We start from the raw sequence: 14,618 nt of genomic DNA on the forward strand, positions 1-14,618 counted from the left end.
TAGTTTTTTTCGGCAGAATCGTCCAAACTTGTCAACTGTGGCGATTTCTGGCGGCGGGACCATTGTCGTGAAATAGCAATCAGGCAAACAGAAACGCGAAATCTGACATTTAACAGGTTGCAAGGACTATTTGTTTCATATTCAGCAATTTCGTGACATATGGTTTTTTGTCTAAGTTTTTTTAACTTTATTTAAAAGGAACACGTGTTATGGCTATTTCCTCCCAACAAAAGGAAGATATACTGGCGCTGACGGTAGCTACATTTAATGCTGCTCCGAGTGCAAAAATAATGCAGGAACTGGCTAGTGCGGTTGAGTCTGGCATGACCAATCAACAGCTGGCTGATATTCTGGTGGCAACCGATGAATTTAAGGAAGGGGTTCTGAAGGGCGCCGTGACCAATGAAGAAATTACAGCCAACCTGCTGAAAAATTTCGGTCTGGCAGCAGGCAATACTGACGCGAAAAGCCCGGATGCTCAAGCAGAGGCCTTTTTCATGAACCGCCTCGAATCAGGCGCAAGCTTAGGATCTATCCTGCTGGAAGCAAGTACGTATCTTACAGGCACCCCTGCTGAAGAATTCAAGCCTACCGCTGATCTGTTCCAGAACAAGGTTACGGTGGCTGATGTTTATTCCAAAGAGGGAAAAGGTGAAACTCTGGATGCAATGCAAAATGTGCTGATAGGCGTAACACCGACGTTTCCTACGACAAAAGCTGAAGCTGAAGGATTCATCGCTGGAAAAGGTACTGACCCTGACAACACTTTCCATCTTACTACCGGTGTGGATAACCCTCGAACCACTACTGGCAACGATGAAATCAATGGTGTGGTTGATACAGCAGCTAATGGTGGTACGCTGACCAATGGTGATAATATAAACGGCGGTGCTGGTTTCGATACCGCTAACCTGGTTGTTGCTAATGGTGCTGCATGGCCTGCAGGCGCGACCATCAAAGACGTTGAAAAAATCGTCTTTAAAAATGTCAATCCTGGGGCTACTAATCTAAACCTGTCGAATGTGACGGGTGCTACGGAGTTGTGGAACTCTGGCGCCATTAAAGGATCGGTTCTGAATTTGACAAACATTCAAAGCAACGCTGCTATCGGATCCCTGAATGTGGAGGGGGGCGCTACACTGAACGCTACCTTCAAAGATGGCGCAATTGGTGCAGGTGGAACGCTCACGCTGTCTACTGTCTCTTCCGGTAACAGCGCAACGGATCGTGTAAATGTAGCTGTTGGACATGCGACCACAGCCAATAGCGCAAAAGATGTGTCGCTGTCCGTGATTGCAGAAGGCAAAAATTTTGTGCAATTTGCTGACGGAGGCGGAGGAAAATCTATTGGTGGGCTGAGTACGATTAAAGTAGCCGGCGGCGGTTCAGTGGATATTGTGGCTCCAGGCGGCGAGTTCAACAATGTGACCACGGTAGATGCTACAAGTAACGGCGGTGGCGTTACACTCGATCTGACTACCAACAACAAGGATGTTACATTTACTGGTGGTGCGGGTAATGACACGCTCATTCTGGGAAATTTCACTACTGCCGATACCATTGATGGTGGTGGCTCGGTAGATAAAGATGGCAAGAGCAGTGATAATGACACGCTTATCGCCACGCTGGCCAACTTGCAAGCTTTCAACAAGGCAGGTTCAGTGAAAAATGTGGAAACCCTTGGCATCAATTTAGGTGGTCCGCTGGCTGCGAACGCAACCGTGAATGGCGAGTTGTTCGGTATCAGCAACATTACTTTTAATGATGCGCTTAATCTGAATGGCAAATCTCTGATTCTGTCTAATCTGGCTAATAACACCAATGTGACCTTTAAGGGTTCCGCAGGCGCAGGCGGTGGTACAATTGGCGTAGATGTCAAAGGCGCTGTTGCCGGTGCCGACAATACTGCGACGCTGACTTTTGGTAAAGGCGCTGATCTCAATACCAATAAAGTGACGGTCAATGCCGGTGGCGTGGAAACCATCACTATCGCAACCGACGCGACGTCTGGCGCTGGCGCGAGACTCAATAAACTGGCTGATACTGCCCTGACTACGCTGAAGGTGACCGGCTCGGATGGGATCGCTATTGGCGATCTGACTGCCAGCAAAAATATCACCACTATTGATGCGACCGGTGTAGTGAAGGATGCTGTCGGTGCCGTAGGCGGTGTATTTGTATCTGTTGCTCAAAATGATAAATCTGTGACTTTTACAGGTGGTCAAGGTGGCGATGCTTACATTGCCTCGGCTAAGGGTGACGTCGTTACTGGCGGTCTGGGCAGTGACGTGATCACTTTGGGTGCGGGTGCTGACAAGTTGATTTATAATGCTGCGGCAGAATCCGATGGCCAATCTGGTCCCAACGGCAGCGTGGACGTTATCGGTAATAATACGCCTGCTGGCAATTTTGACGTGGCTGCGGATTCCATTCAATTTGCTGCCGCCCTGCAAACAGGTACTGCCAGCTTTATCGGTAACGCGGCCTTTACCAACACTGGCGCTACACAAGTTAGCTTTACTAATGTGGCCGATGCTAACCCGTTCGCAGGTGGAAACCAAGCGGGTGGTGCGGTGAAAGTTGACCTTGATGGTAATGGTACGGCGGACATGACGATTAACCTGGTTGGTGTGACCGAAGGCGAATTCGGTGCGTCCAACTTCAGTTTCGCCTGATAGAGCAGGCGGGGGCACGCCTCTGCTTCTCTAACACAAAAACCCTGCCAGCCGTAAGGCTGGCAGGGTTTTTTAATTGAATAGAAAATATGAATAAAGATTGGTCACAAGGGTATTTCACTGAAATCGGCTACACGTTTGGTTACTATCGCGAGATTTCACCTGTTTTCATCCGTTTTTGCCTGTTGCTGCAAGGTGTAATGCCACCCGAGTCAGCCACACCAAATTATTGTGAACTTGGCATCGGGCAGGGGTTGTCACTCAATCTGCATGGTGCGACGACACCCGGGCGCTTCTTTGGAACGGACTTCAATCCTGAACATGCGGCATTTGCCCAAAATCTGGCGAGAGCTGCCGCCTTGCCGCTCGATATTCGCGATGAAAGCTTTGAGGAGTTTTTGCACGCCGATCTGCCACCAATGGATTACATCGCTCTGCATGGTATCTGGACCTGGGTGAGCACTGAAAATCACCAGCAGATCGTTAATTTTGCGCGTAAATTCCTGAAGCCGGGTGGTGTACTCTACCTGAGCTATAACTGTTTTCCTGGCTGGGCGCCAGCTGCGCCGCTGCGTCAATTGTTCGCACTGCATGACCGTTTCGCTAGTCGTGCGCAAGGTGCGTTCGCGCGCATGGATTCTGCCATTCAGTTTTCAGAGCGTTTACTGGATGCCAATTCGGCCTACGCACGCGCAGTGCCAGGCGTTAAGGAACGGCTGACCAAGATCAAGGAGCAAAATCGAAACTATATCGCGCATGAGTTTTTTAACCGCGATTGGAACGTCATGTATTTCGCGGATGTGGCCGAGCGTCTGGCAGATGCCAAACTTGAATTCGCCGCTTCAGCCACCCCGCTCAATGCAATTGATGCCATCAACCTCAGCCCGGAAGCACAGGAGATGATGAGGGAAGTGATTCATCCTGTGCTCAAGGAGCAGATGCGTGATTACTTCACTTTTGCTCAGTTCCGTAAAGATATTTTTATGAGAGGGGTGTGCCGCTTGACGGATCAGGAAAAAAGCCAGCATTTGCTGAATACACGTTTCGTCTTAATGAGCTGGCCGGAAGATATTCCGCGCAAGATTACGGGAAACTGGGTCGAGGGAAATTTGCAACCGGAAATCTATAATCCTCTTCTGGCTGTCTTGGCCGAGCGTGAGTTCGCACCCAAGACCCTCCGTAGTCTGTGTGCCGCAATGGCTGATATAGCGAACGCTCAACAAGTACTGCAAGCAGTGACCATTCTGGTGGGGATGGGGCATTTGGCTCCCTGTCAAGATGAGGAAACGGTAAAGAAGGTGCGTATGGACAGCGATCATCTCAACAATGTGATTCTTAACCGTGCGGTGTTCAGCCGTGACATTGCTTATCTGGCTGCTCCTGTGACAGGTGGGGCGGTATCAGTGAACCGCATGCAACAGCTTTTCCTGCTGGCCAAAGAACGAAAAATAGTTGACCCCGCGGCGTTCATTTGGCAGATTTTCAAGGACAACAATGAACGCATCGTCAAAGAAGGACAGGTCATCGAAAATGATGAGGAAAGTTTAAAAGAAATCAAAGCGAGCTATGCGAACTTTGCCACCAAGGCGATGCCATTACTTAAAGCAATGGGATCTTGCACTGAATAATTGAAATAGAAAGCTTCGATCGATTTAGTGTGGCGCTTCACCTAATTGCATACCTGGCAGAGAATGTTGCAAATGCTAGGTGCCAATGTTGCAGTGATACAAGAAGATATGCGGGTGCTAAAAGTTATTCCATTTCTAACTCAAATCTGGTTTTGTCGGCTTCTCCTTGCCATCTTATTTTCATGATCTAACGACCTGCCTTCGCGTGGTATTGGAGTTGGAGATGGAATTACCTGCTTTGCCTTGCCTTATAAGACACGATTTCTCAACTTTGCTTTTGCAAAAGTATTGGTGTAAGCTGATTATATGAAGTTTCCTGTATTCAACAAGGAGCAGCGAGAAGGTTTAGCTAAAGTATCGGATAATGTGGCGACTGCATCGGTTGTTTCAGCCTTACTGGGTGGTTTGATTGATAAGAAGGTAACGATCTTCGCTGTGTTGGCACTGATATTTCTGGCAAGTATGTTCTTGATTGTTTCCTTTATTCTGCGTAAAGGAGCAGATGATGGCGATTGAATCTATCATTGGACTGGCAGTATTTGCAGCTATTATGTTATTAGTAGCATGGTACGCTGATAAGCATCGCTCAAGCAAATAGATGATCCGGTTTTATAAACACGCTTGCAAGATGTGCCGACGTGACAAGGTGCATCGTTCGAATGTAAGTATTAACAGATATCTGCACTGCAAAACTAAAGTCATATAGCCCAAATCACTTTGGTAATCATACCTGCTGCAATACCGCCAGCCAGGATAGCGAAGCCTTGCTGTAACCGGGGGCCGGCAAGACGCTCGGCAAACATTCTACCGAGCAGCATGCCTGCGATCGTGCCAGTACAAAAGAATAAGGCTATGGGCCATTGCATCGCGCCAATGATTATCGCTGAAATGACGCCCGTGGTAGCAATCAGAGCGGTGATTGCCAGTGAGGTCGCCATTATGGACAATATGGGAAGATTAGTGATTTTCCTGAGGGCGGGTACGATCACGAATCCTCCTCCTACGCCCAGCAGGCCTGACAAGAAACCTGCTGTGGTGCCTGACAATGCTAATGCTCTGAAACATGGTATGGTCCAAATTAAACGTCCGCTGGCTTCATCTATCTGACAAGGAGAAGCGGAATGTTGTGTGCTCATCTCACTTTTACCTTCATGCATGCTTTGGCGAAACATATGCTGGGCAACAAAGAGCAGTACCCCGGCAAACAGTAAGGTCAAGGATATATCGGGTAAATGCTGTGCTAGCCATATCCCGGCGGGTGAGATGAGCGCGCCTATCAAAGCAATAAAAGTCGCTGCCCGGTATCTGACTCTTTTTTGTCTGAACGCCAGCCATGCACCGATGGCTCCCGACAAGCTGACCGCCAGCAAACTAATGGGAGCAGCTTGTGCAACCGTCAGGTCCAGGCTGAACATGAGCAATGGCACTGCGATGATGGTGCCACCTGCCCCTGTCAGCGCAAGCACAATGCCGGTAAATGAACCGAGCAGAATGCTGATTAAGCTAGTAGCGTCCACTGGCTGCTCAGCTTACATTGGTTGAGCGGGTTAGCCACTCACGGCCTTTCAGCATGCCGTTCCAATACAGCCAAGGGAACACTTTGGCTTTGAGAAACCAGGCAAATTGCCTTGGGACAGTCGGATCAAGCGGAAAAGTAGGGAGCAATTTTCCGCCAAAACCAAATTCGGCCAGAATCACCTTGCCCTTTTCCACGGTTAGGGGACAGGCACCATAGCCGTCGTAAACATCGGGAAGCTCTTTGCCTTCTCTGGCTGCCAGCAGATTATCAGCTACGATCACGATTTGCTTTCTGGCTGCCGCTGCTGTTTTGGCGTTGGGCGAGGAGCAGGCATCTCCGAGTGAGAAAATATTGGAGTAACGCACATGCTGCAAAGTGATAGGATTGACTTCACAGAAGCCCGCTGTATCTGCCAAAGGACTGTTACTCAGAAAATCCGGCGCGACCTGGGGCGGCGTGACATGCAACATATCAAATGGTTTGTCTACGCGTGAGACTTTGCCTTCGCTGTCTTTGATTTCAAAGGTGGCAATTTTGTTGGCGCCATCGACTTTGATCAGATTAGAGTTGAAGACCAGTTTGGCATGATAGCGCTGCACATATTTCATCAATGGCGGCACAAAATCAGCGACCCCAAACAGTACTGCAGCGGCGCTATCGAATTCGACTTCAATATTATCCAGCACACCCTGGTGCTGCCAGTAATCGCATGAAAGATACATGGCTTTCTGTGGTGCACCCGCGCATTTGATCGGCATAGGGGGCTGGGTAAACAATGCCTTACCTCTTTTGAGAGTTTGCGTCAGCGACCAGGTATAAGGCGCCAGCTCGAATTGATAGTTGGAAGTCACCCCATTTTTGCCGAGCGTTTGCTGGATACCTTCGATTTTTTCCCATGCTAGACGAATCCCGGGACAAACAATCAATTGGTGATAACCGATTGAGCGACCGTCCTCCAGATGGACCAGATTGTGGTCTGGATCGAAACCGCTCGCTGCTGCCTGAACCCATTCAGCTTTGGGTGGAATGACATCCACCATGTTCCTTACCGTATCCGTAATGTCATAAGCGCCTCCACCAACCAGGGTCCAGGCCGGCTGATAATAATGCTTATCACTGGGTTCAATGATAGCAATGCGTAAGGAAGGTTGGCGATGTAACAAACTCGCAGTAACGCCGATGCCTGCAGCGCCTCCTCCTATCACAACGATATCAAACGCATTGCCCCAATTGCAGGCAGGAACTGCTGGCTGTCTTTTTTCCGCTGAGGGAGAGGATAGCTGAGCCGTCTCAGGAGCTTCACCTGTCCAGCTGCAGGCGGCAGTAACCGATTCTGCTTCGCCTGCCGGTTTTTCCTGTTTTTGCCTGGCCATTTGATACAATGCTTTGGGCCGACTGCCGCTTTTGCAGAAAGCGAGCACGGGCCCCGGTAATTCAACCAGCAGTTTGTTGAATGCCTCGCTTTTTTCGGTCGAAGCTGCCCCGATCTCGACCGGTAGATAAACAAATTGAAGGCCAAGCGAGCGTGCTGCCTGTTGCAGTTGTGCGCTGGTAGGCTGCGCTTCCCCGCCCTCATAATCGGGGCGGTTGCAGATAACTGATTGATAACCTGCTGCAGCGATTTCTGGCAGATCATCCAGACTGATCTGGCCGGAAACAGACAATTTTTCATCCAGTTTGGTCGTGATTATACTCATTTTTTTCTCCTCCAGAAGGGATTGGTTTTTTCAGCTTAAGATGACTGCTTTTTTTCTGAGGGTGAGGACTGTGATCGGTGCAATAAAGGTCATACAGCGTTTGCATAATGTGTAATGCTGCCTGACTGGCGAGGCAGTAATAGATATATTTGCCCTTGCGTTCAGTATTGACCAGCTTTTCTTCACGCAGCACGGTAAGCTGCTGTGACAGGGTCGGTTGCCGGATTCCGAGCGACTGCTCTAGTTCACCCACATTTTTTTCACCTTGTGCGAGCTGGCAAAGAATGAGTAAACGATCTTCATTGGCCAGTGCTTTCAGCAAGGCGCATGCCTGTGCAGCGGATGCCCGATTGGACAGCATGTCAGTCAAACCAGTAGAGTCAGCTATTTCTTTTTTGATTAATGGATTGCTCAGCATAAAAAGTGTTCAAATTTTCTTGTTTAAAAGGGGTTGCAAAAATGTTTTGTGTGAAGTAGACAGCAGCCTATCCATCTTGTTGCTTGGCCTGGCGGGCACGGTATCGTTCCACTAACTCAAAAATAGCCATACCCAGCAACATCGCTGCGACAAATACCATACCGTGCAGACTGCCTGATCCAACCAGCACCAGACCAGGGCCTGGGCAGATGCCAGCTATACCCCAACCGATACCAAACGCCAAGCTACCTAACACCAGCTGTTTATCGATCACGCGAGAGGTGGGCAGCAAAATGGATGAGCCCAGGAAGGTTCTGCCGTGGCGGCGTGCTAAGGCAAAAGCAACGATACCAACACTGATTGCACCCAGCATGACAAAGGCCAGGGATGGGTCCCAGGAGCCAGTCATATCAAGAAATGCCAGGACTTTGGCTGGATTTGCCATCTGCGACCAAATCAACCCAATGCCAAAGATCAAACCCGAGAGTAATGCGATGAATATCGTGCTCATAGGGAACTCCTTTTCAATGGCGCAATCAGCTCAGTAGATGTCTGGTGAGGTAAACCGTGACGACGCCTGCCGTGATGAATGTGAGCGTGGCCACGATCGAACGGGGCGACATGCGTGATAACCCGCATACACCATGACCGCTGGTGCAGCCTGAGGCATAACGAGTACCCAGCCCCACGATCAACCCTGCCAGAGCCATTATTAGGTAGCTGGTGTCTATTTGAATCGGGGGTAGTTCATTAAACAACTGCCAGATAATAGGTGCCAGGATGAGCCCGAAAACAAAAGCAAATCGCCAGCCGATATCACCTGGCTGTCGCCTGAATAAACCTCCGACAATACCGGAGATGCCAGCAATCCGGCCGGCAAGCAATAACAGGATCGCAGTCGCAATCCCAATCACCATGCCGCCAGCCAGCGCAGATGCAGGTGTGAAATGTATCCAATCAATGGTCATGAGAATTCTCCATGATTTATCTTTATATATAATAATAATTGATAATATGTTAATAAATATATTATAGTCAATTTAGTGAATTTATTTGAGCTGAGAAAAGAAGAAGAAAGAAGAGGAGAGAACCATGCAACCAAACATCCAAGCATTCTTTGACCCGGCTACTTGGACGGTGACTTACGTGGTGTTTGATGAGCGAGGCGGAAGTTGTGCCATTATTGATCCTGTGCTCGATTACGATCCAAAAGCAGGTAGAACGAAAACGGCTTCTGCCGATAAGTTGATTGCATTCATTCATGTGCAGCATTTGACTGTGGAGTGGATTCTCGAAACGCATGCACATGCTGATCACCTCTCATCTGCAGATTACCTGAAAGGAAAGCTCGGAGGAAAAACAGCGATAGGCAATCACATCCCGGTGGTGCAGCAGACTTTCAAGAAGCTATTCAATATGGAAGCCACATTTGCCCCGGATGGGTCGCAATTCGATCATTTGCTGGCGGATGGCGAATCATTCGGTGTGGGCAAATTAACTGCCAAAGCCATTTCAGTTTCGGGACATACGCCAGCCGACATGGCTTATCAGTTTGAAGATGCTATTTTTATCGGTGATACCTTATTCATGCCGGATATAGGTACCGCTCGTGCTGATTTTCCGGGAGGAGACGCACGTCAGCTTTATCATTCCATCCGTAAATTACTGGATTTTCCACCAGATACAAGATTGTTCATGTGTCATGATTACCCACCCAAAGGTCGTGATGTTCAGTGGCAAAGTACAGTAGCGGAAGAACGTGCGCACAATATTCATGTTCATGATGGGATCAGCGAAGAGGAATTTGTTGCGATGCGCACTGCGCGTGATGCGACCCTGGAGATGCCGGTGCTGATGCTGCCATCCGTACAGTTCAATGTACGCGCAGGCCAAATGCCTCCTGCAGAAGATAACGGGATGGCTTATTTTAAAATCCCGATCAATGTCATTTGAGCATTTTCAATATAAATTAAGGTAGAGGGAGAAACCATGGCACAATTTGATAGCAAAAGACGACAATTTCTGCAGTTTGCTGCCTTTGGCACGATGGCGGCAGCGTGGCCGGGCTTTATTCTGGCGGAAGCGGCAAAGATGAATAATGCGCCCGGTAGTGCGTTCAAGCCTGATGTGGAAATCGAGCTGACTGCTAGGCCCGATACTGTTTCCCTCAAATCCGGTGCAGCCACCAGGGTATTCAAATATCACGCCCAATTAATTAAAGGCCCCACTACTACGTTAACCAACATGCCAAGCTATCTTGGCCCCACGCTGAATTTTATGCGTGGCCAGAAAGTTCGTATCATTGCCTATAACGATTTGCCTGAACCGACGGTTGCGCATTGGCACGGCTTGCACGTACCGCAGAAGATGGATGGACATCCGATGTATGCCATCAATCGGGGTGAGCGTTATATTTATGAATTTGAAATCAAAAATCCTGCTGGCACTAACTGGTATCACGCACATACCCATGAAAAGACTGCCACCCAGGTTTATCAGGGACTGGCAGGATTGATCACTGTAAGCGATGAGCAGGAACAGAAACTGGCGCTGCCCAGTGGTGAATACGATCTCCCTTTGGTGATTCAGGATCGGCGTTTCACTGTGGATAATCAGCTGCAATATCTTCAGCATGGCCGGCATGAGCGCATATTGGGTTTTCTGGGTGATACTATTTTGATCAATGGCCAGATTAATCGTACCATTGCGGTTAAAACCCGCGCGTATCGCCTGCGCTTGCTGAATGCTTCGAATTCGAGGATTTACAAACTCGGCTGGGAAGATGGGACACCCTTGACGGCTATCGGCACCGATGGCGCGTTGCTCGAGAAGCCCGAAACCTTTCCGTATATCATGCTGGCGCCGGCTGAACGGGTTGAATTATGGGTTGACTTCAGTGGCCGTGAGGTTGGCTCCGATCTCATCTTGCAAAGTCTCGAATATCATGGCGTCATGCCGCATATGGGTGGCGGAATGAGAGGCGGGATGGGTATGATGAGGGGTGGGCTCGCGCAAGGAAGTAAATTTCCGTTGGTAAAATTCCATATTGCTGAGAAAACCAGCGAATCACCGCAATTACCGGCGCAGCTGGCCAAATTCCAGCGTTTGACTGACCGTGATGTGGCCAACTCCGACAAACCCATTCAGATTGGCTTGAGCATGAGGCATATGTCGCCTGTACTTAATGGTAGATCATTTGAAATGCTGGCAGTGGCTGAGGATGAAAAAATCCCGGTCAATACCATCCAGAAAATCAGGATTTACCAGGAAGAACATGGCATGCACGGAGGAGGTAGAAGGGGAATGGGTAGAATGGAGGATGATGCGGATGGTATGGAGGGGAGAGGGGGCAGGAGAGGTGGCAGAGGCGGGATGATGGAGATGGCGCACCCGATTCATCTGCACGAGCAGCAGTTCCAGATACTTTCCCGTTCAATCAAGGATTCGCATGGCAGTGGCTATGCTACTGTCAAGGATGGTTTCATCAATAGTGGCTGGAAAGATACCGTGCTGGTCATGCCTGGTGAAGAAGTCACGATTATCAAGCCATTTCTGGATTACACCGGTCTTTATCTTTATCACTGCCATAACCTGGAGCATGAAGATATGGGGATGATGCGGAATTTTTTGGTGAGCTGAATCATTCAAACTAACTGTGAACCAAATGACAGCGAGGTAAGAAGTTCCTCTGATAAAATAGAGCGTACTATTCAACTCCTGTCCGCGAACTGCTTCAGCGCGGCATTAAAATCAAATAGACATGATGAGAAAAATATTATTGCTGGTTCTTCTTGTATCTCTCCTAACGCCTGCGCAGGCAGAATGGATAAGGATGGATGGGGGCGCAAAGCAAGGGGGGGCTCATTATTTTGATCCAGGAAGCATGCAAAAGGACGGCCATTTCAGAAGAATCTGGGTTTTATCCAGTTATGATCAGAAGCAGTCAGGTGGATATCAGTCAGTCAAAAGCCTCTATGAGCTTGACTGTAAGCAAGGAAAAGCCCGCTCTTATACCATGCTGCTTTATTCAGATCCCAAAGCGGAAACCAGTGTAATCGGTGCTCAGCATGATCCATCAAACGACTGGTTTAGTTATCCCGCCAATTCTCCTCTTAGCCATATCGCTAAGACAGTTTGCGAAAAATAATGTTGTCTATTCTTTTGCCATTCAGAGTCAGCTTCATTACGGAGGAAATCCAGGTTGGGATGGCTATGGGCGAGAACGCGAATGGGCCAGAAAATTTTTCAAAACGCTGAGGAGGTAATCGATATCGCCAGTAGTGTGGTTGACATTAATTTGGAAACGGATTTCTTCGTCTCCTTTGGGAACGACTGGGTAATTTAAACCGGTCGCTAAGATGCCATTCTGGAATAGATAGTCGATCAGAAGGGCTGTTTGCTGGGTGTCACGCACGACCAGCGGAGTTACCGGGTGTTCGCCAGGAATAGTTTCGAATCCCAGTTCAGTTAAGCCATTTTCAAAGCGTGCTGTCAGCTCGCGTAATCGTGCTAAACGTGCCAGTCCTTCCTTGCTTTCCAATATCTCCACAGAGGCTGTGGCAGCCAGTGCCTCGGATGGGGTGATCGGATTTGAATACACATAAAAAGGGGAGATTTGCCGCAGATAATCAATTACAGGGGGGCTGGCAACGATATAACCGCCATTGACTCCCAAAGCCTTGCCCAGCGTGGCAATGAGGATGTCGACTTGGCTTCTTGTGTATTCTTCGGTTCCCCGTCCAGTTTGGCCAAACGCGCCTACGCCATGTGAATCGTCAGCAACAGTAATGATACCTCCGGCAAAGTTCTGCTCATATTTCCGGCAGATCGCGACAATTTTATCCAGTGGCGCATAATCACCACGCATACTGAAGATGCCGTCAGTGATGACCAGCACGCGCTTGATCTCAGACGCGCCGGCAGCATTTCTGCCAGAACGATAAGTACTGAGAATGCGTTCGAGTTCTGCCATATCGAGATGTGGGTAAATCTCTTTTTTGGCTGGATGGGACAAACGAATGGCATTGATGATGGAGTTGTGATTCAGTTGATCGCTCACTACCAGCGTATGCTCATCGATTAACGCGGGCAGTACTCCCATTACAGTTGCATAAGCCGCACTGTAAATCATGGCGGACGCCCGCCCGTGAAACGCCGCCAGACGCTTTTCAAGGTCAACATGCGGCTGGTATGTGCCGGAGATAAAACGAACAGCACCAGGGCCGGTACCAAAATGTTTAACTCCCTCTTCTTCTGCGGCGATCACCTTGGGATGTAACGCCAGACCCAAGTAGGAATTGGAGTTCATCAGTAAGTACGCCTTTTCATCACTTGCTAGAAGATAACGCGACCCAAAGTTTTCATCTTCTGCCGGAGTGGGCAATCGGCCATTTCTTACCCAGTCGGGCAAGGTGATTTGTGTAATTACTTTCTCAACCCCTTTGTGAGCCCCTCTTTCCTTCAGCTCGGCTAGCTTCGAGCTGCAGTACGCATTCAATTGTTCAAGAGACATCTCAGCTCCTTATCAAGGTTTAACTTAGCTTTTTTGTTAGACGCTCGATCATGTCTTTTGTCATGGCCGCAAGGTCATATTGAGGCTGCCAGCCCCATTCTTCCCGCGCAGCCTGATCGTCCATGTGACGCGGCCACGAATCAGCGATGGCTTGCCGTACCGGGTCGATCTGATAGTGTAGGGTAAAAGCGGGAATGTGTTTTTGAATTTGCCCTGCCAGCTCTTCTGGCGCAAAACTCATTGCAGTGAGATTAAACGCATTGCGATGTTTTAACTGCTGCGGGTCGGCTTCCATCAGTTCAATGGCAGCCCGCACGGCGTCGGGCATATACATCATATCGAGAGTGGTCCCTTCAGCTAAAAAGCAGGTGTATTGCTTTTGCTGGATGCCCTGGTAAAAAATTTCGACGGCGTAATCGGTTGTTCCTCCGCCAGGCAGCGTTTCATACGAGATCAATCCAGGGTAGCGCACACCGCGGGTATCTACGCCAAAACGGGTGAAGTAATAATCGCACAATAGCTCGCCAGCTACTTTGCACACGCCATACATGGTATTGGGGCGCTGAATCGTATCCTGCGGTGTGTGGTCACGCGGCGTGCCTGATCCGAAAGCGCCGATCGAACTGGGAAAGAAAACGGCGCAGCCATAGGCGCGGCTTACTTCTAAAACATTTTGCAGCCCTTCCATATTGATTTTCCAGGCAATCTGCGGGTTTTTTTCAGCGACGGCTGACAATAGGGCAGCCAGGTGAAAAATAGTATCAATGCGAAAGTCTTGCACAATGGTTGTAAGCGCATCGATATCGGTCACATCAAGCGAGGTGTAGGGACCTTCTTCTACCAATGCTGTTGGAGGTGTTCTCTTATGTCCGGCCGCGACCACATGATCGCTGCCGTATTTTTTTCGCAGCGCAGGAACCAGTTCAGAACCAATTTGCCCGGTAGCCCCGGTTACCAAGATGCGATTCATAAATTCCTTAGGGTCTTAGGAAGTTAAAGCGGGTTTAGACGTAATAATTTAAGAATTTGAAGATAGAGATTATCATGTCGATGATTAAAACGAAACTCGGTTTTTTTCAAGTGAAGATAAAAAGTATGCTCAGGCACGCCATTGAATTTTGCCAAACGTCTTTTTGCGAAACTCCAGAAAGATTCGATACCGTTAATAT

The 14,618-nt window shown here is 48.9% G+C and carries 13 protein-coding genes and 1 pseudogene; 6 read left to right on the forward strand and 8 right to left on the reverse strand.

Going from position 1 to position 14,618, the window contains the following annotated elements; all coding sequences use genetic code 11:
• Window positions 1–209 precede the first annotated feature (209 nt).
• The 3 genes from BM283_RS06180 to BM283_RS06190 all read left to right on the forward strand — a co-directional run bounded on the left by BM283_RS06180 (window position 210) and on the right by BM283_RS06190 (window position 4,819).
• Window positions 210–2,675 (forward strand): beta strand repeat-containing protein, encoded by a 2,466-nt coding sequence (locus BM283_RS06180; protein ID WP_090690902.1) that lies wholly within the window; start codon window positions 210–212, stop codon window positions 2,673–2,675.
• Window positions 2,676–2,764: 89 nt separating this feature from the next.
• Window positions 2,765–4,303, forward strand: a complete 1,539-nt coding sequence (locus tag BM283_RS06185) for a methyltransferase regulatory domain-containing protein (RefSeq protein WP_090690905.1) — start codon at window positions 2,765–2,767, stop codon at window positions 4,301–4,303.
• A gap of 306 nt (window positions 4,304–4,609) precedes the next feature.
• The gene (locus tag BM283_RS06190) at window positions 4,610–4,819 is read left to right on the forward strand and encodes a hypothetical protein (protein WP_090690907.1); all 210 of its coding nucleotides are present in this window, start codon (window positions 4,610–4,612) and stop codon (window positions 4,817–4,819) included.
• Window positions 4,820–5,001: 182 nt separating this feature from the next.
• Here BM283_RS06190 and BM283_RS06195 read toward each other — a convergent pair whose 3' ends face one another.
• The 5 genes from BM283_RS06195 to BM283_RS06215 all read right to left on the reverse strand — a co-directional run bounded on the left by BM283_RS06195 (window position 5,002) and on the right by BM283_RS06215 (window position 8,905).
• Window positions 5,002–5,820: a sulfite exporter TauE/SafE family protein gene (locus BM283_RS06195; protein ID WP_090690909.1), complete on the reverse strand. Its 819-nt coding sequence runs from the start codon at window positions 5,818–5,820 to the stop codon at window positions 5,002–5,004.
• A gap of 7 nt (window positions 5,821–5,827) precedes the next feature.
• Window positions 5,828–7,519 (reverse strand): bifunctional protein tyrosine phosphatase family protein/NAD(P)/FAD-dependent oxidoreductase, encoded by a 1,692-nt coding sequence (locus BM283_RS06200; RefSeq protein ID WP_090690912.1) that lies wholly within the window; start codon window positions 7,517–7,519, stop codon window positions 5,828–5,830.
• Window positions 7,491–7,880 (reverse strand): ArsR/SmtB family transcription factor, encoded by a 390-nt coding sequence (locus tag BM283_RS06205; RefSeq protein WP_254776219.1) that lies wholly within the window; start codon window positions 7,878–7,880, stop codon window positions 7,491–7,493. Before BM283_RS06205 ends, BM283_RS06200 begins: the two co-directional genes overlap by 29 nt.
• A gap of 124 nt (window positions 7,881–8,004) precedes the next feature.
• The gene (locus BM283_RS06210) at window positions 8,005–8,448 is read right to left on the reverse strand and encodes a DUF6691 family protein (protein WP_090690917.1); all 444 of its coding nucleotides are present in this window, start codon (window positions 8,446–8,448) and stop codon (window positions 8,005–8,007) included.
• A 25-nt stretch (window positions 8,449–8,473) separates the two neighbouring features.
• A complete protein-coding gene (locus BM283_RS06215; protein WP_090690920.1) occupies window positions 8,474–8,905 on the reverse strand; it encodes a YeeE/YedE family protein in 432 nt (143 codons plus the stop codon).
• A gap of 124 nt (window positions 8,906–9,029) precedes the next feature.
• Between BM283_RS06215 and BM283_RS06220 the strand changes: the two genes are divergently transcribed.
• From BM283_RS06220 to BM283_RS06230, 3 genes are all read left to right on the forward strand, one after another.
• Window positions 9,030–9,890, forward strand: a complete 861-nt coding sequence (locus BM283_RS06220; RefSeq protein WP_090690923.1) for an MBL fold metallo-hydrolase — start codon at window positions 9,030–9,032, stop codon at window positions 9,888–9,890.
• A 36-nt stretch (window positions 9,891–9,926) separates the two neighbouring features.
• Window positions 9,927–11,576: a multicopper oxidase family protein gene (locus BM283_RS06225; RefSeq protein WP_090690927.1), complete on the forward strand. Its 1,650-nt coding sequence runs from the start codon at window positions 9,927–9,929 to the stop codon at window positions 11,574–11,576.
• Between the two features lie 121 nt (window positions 11,577–11,697).
• Entirely contained in the window at window positions 11,698–12,084 is a 387-nt protein-coding gene (locus BM283_RS06230; protein ID WP_254776215.1) for a surface-adhesin E family protein, read from the forward strand.
• A gap of 63 nt (window positions 12,085–12,147) precedes the next feature.
• Here the strand turns inward: BM283_RS06230 and BM283_RS06235 are convergent, their stop codons facing one another.
• The 3 genes and pseudogenes from BM283_RS06235 to BM283_RS06245 all read right to left on the reverse strand — a co-directional run.
• Window positions 12,148–13,449, reverse strand: a complete 1,302-nt coding sequence (locus BM283_RS06235) for an aminotransferase class I/II-fold pyridoxal phosphate-dependent enzyme (RefSeq protein WP_090690931.1) — start codon at window positions 13,447–13,449, stop codon at window positions 12,148–12,150.
• 19 nt (window positions 13,450–13,468) lie between these two features.
• Window positions 13,469–14,419 carry an L-threonine 3-dehydrogenase gene (locus BM283_RS06240; protein ID WP_090690934.1) on the reverse strand — a complete coding sequence of 317 codons (951 nt, stop codon included), beginning with the start codon at window positions 14,417–14,419 and terminating at the stop codon, window positions 13,469–13,471.
• A gap of 23 nt (window positions 14,420–14,442) precedes the next feature.
• Window positions 14,443–14,618: pseudogene (locus BM283_RS06245) on the reverse strand (IS1595 family transposase); the annotation flags it as partial.

This window comes from Nitrosomonas sp. Nm34 (genome assembly GCF_900113925.1).
Classification (GTDB): Bacteria; Pseudomonadota; Gammaproteobacteria; order Burkholderiales; family Nitrosomonadaceae; genus Nitrosomonas.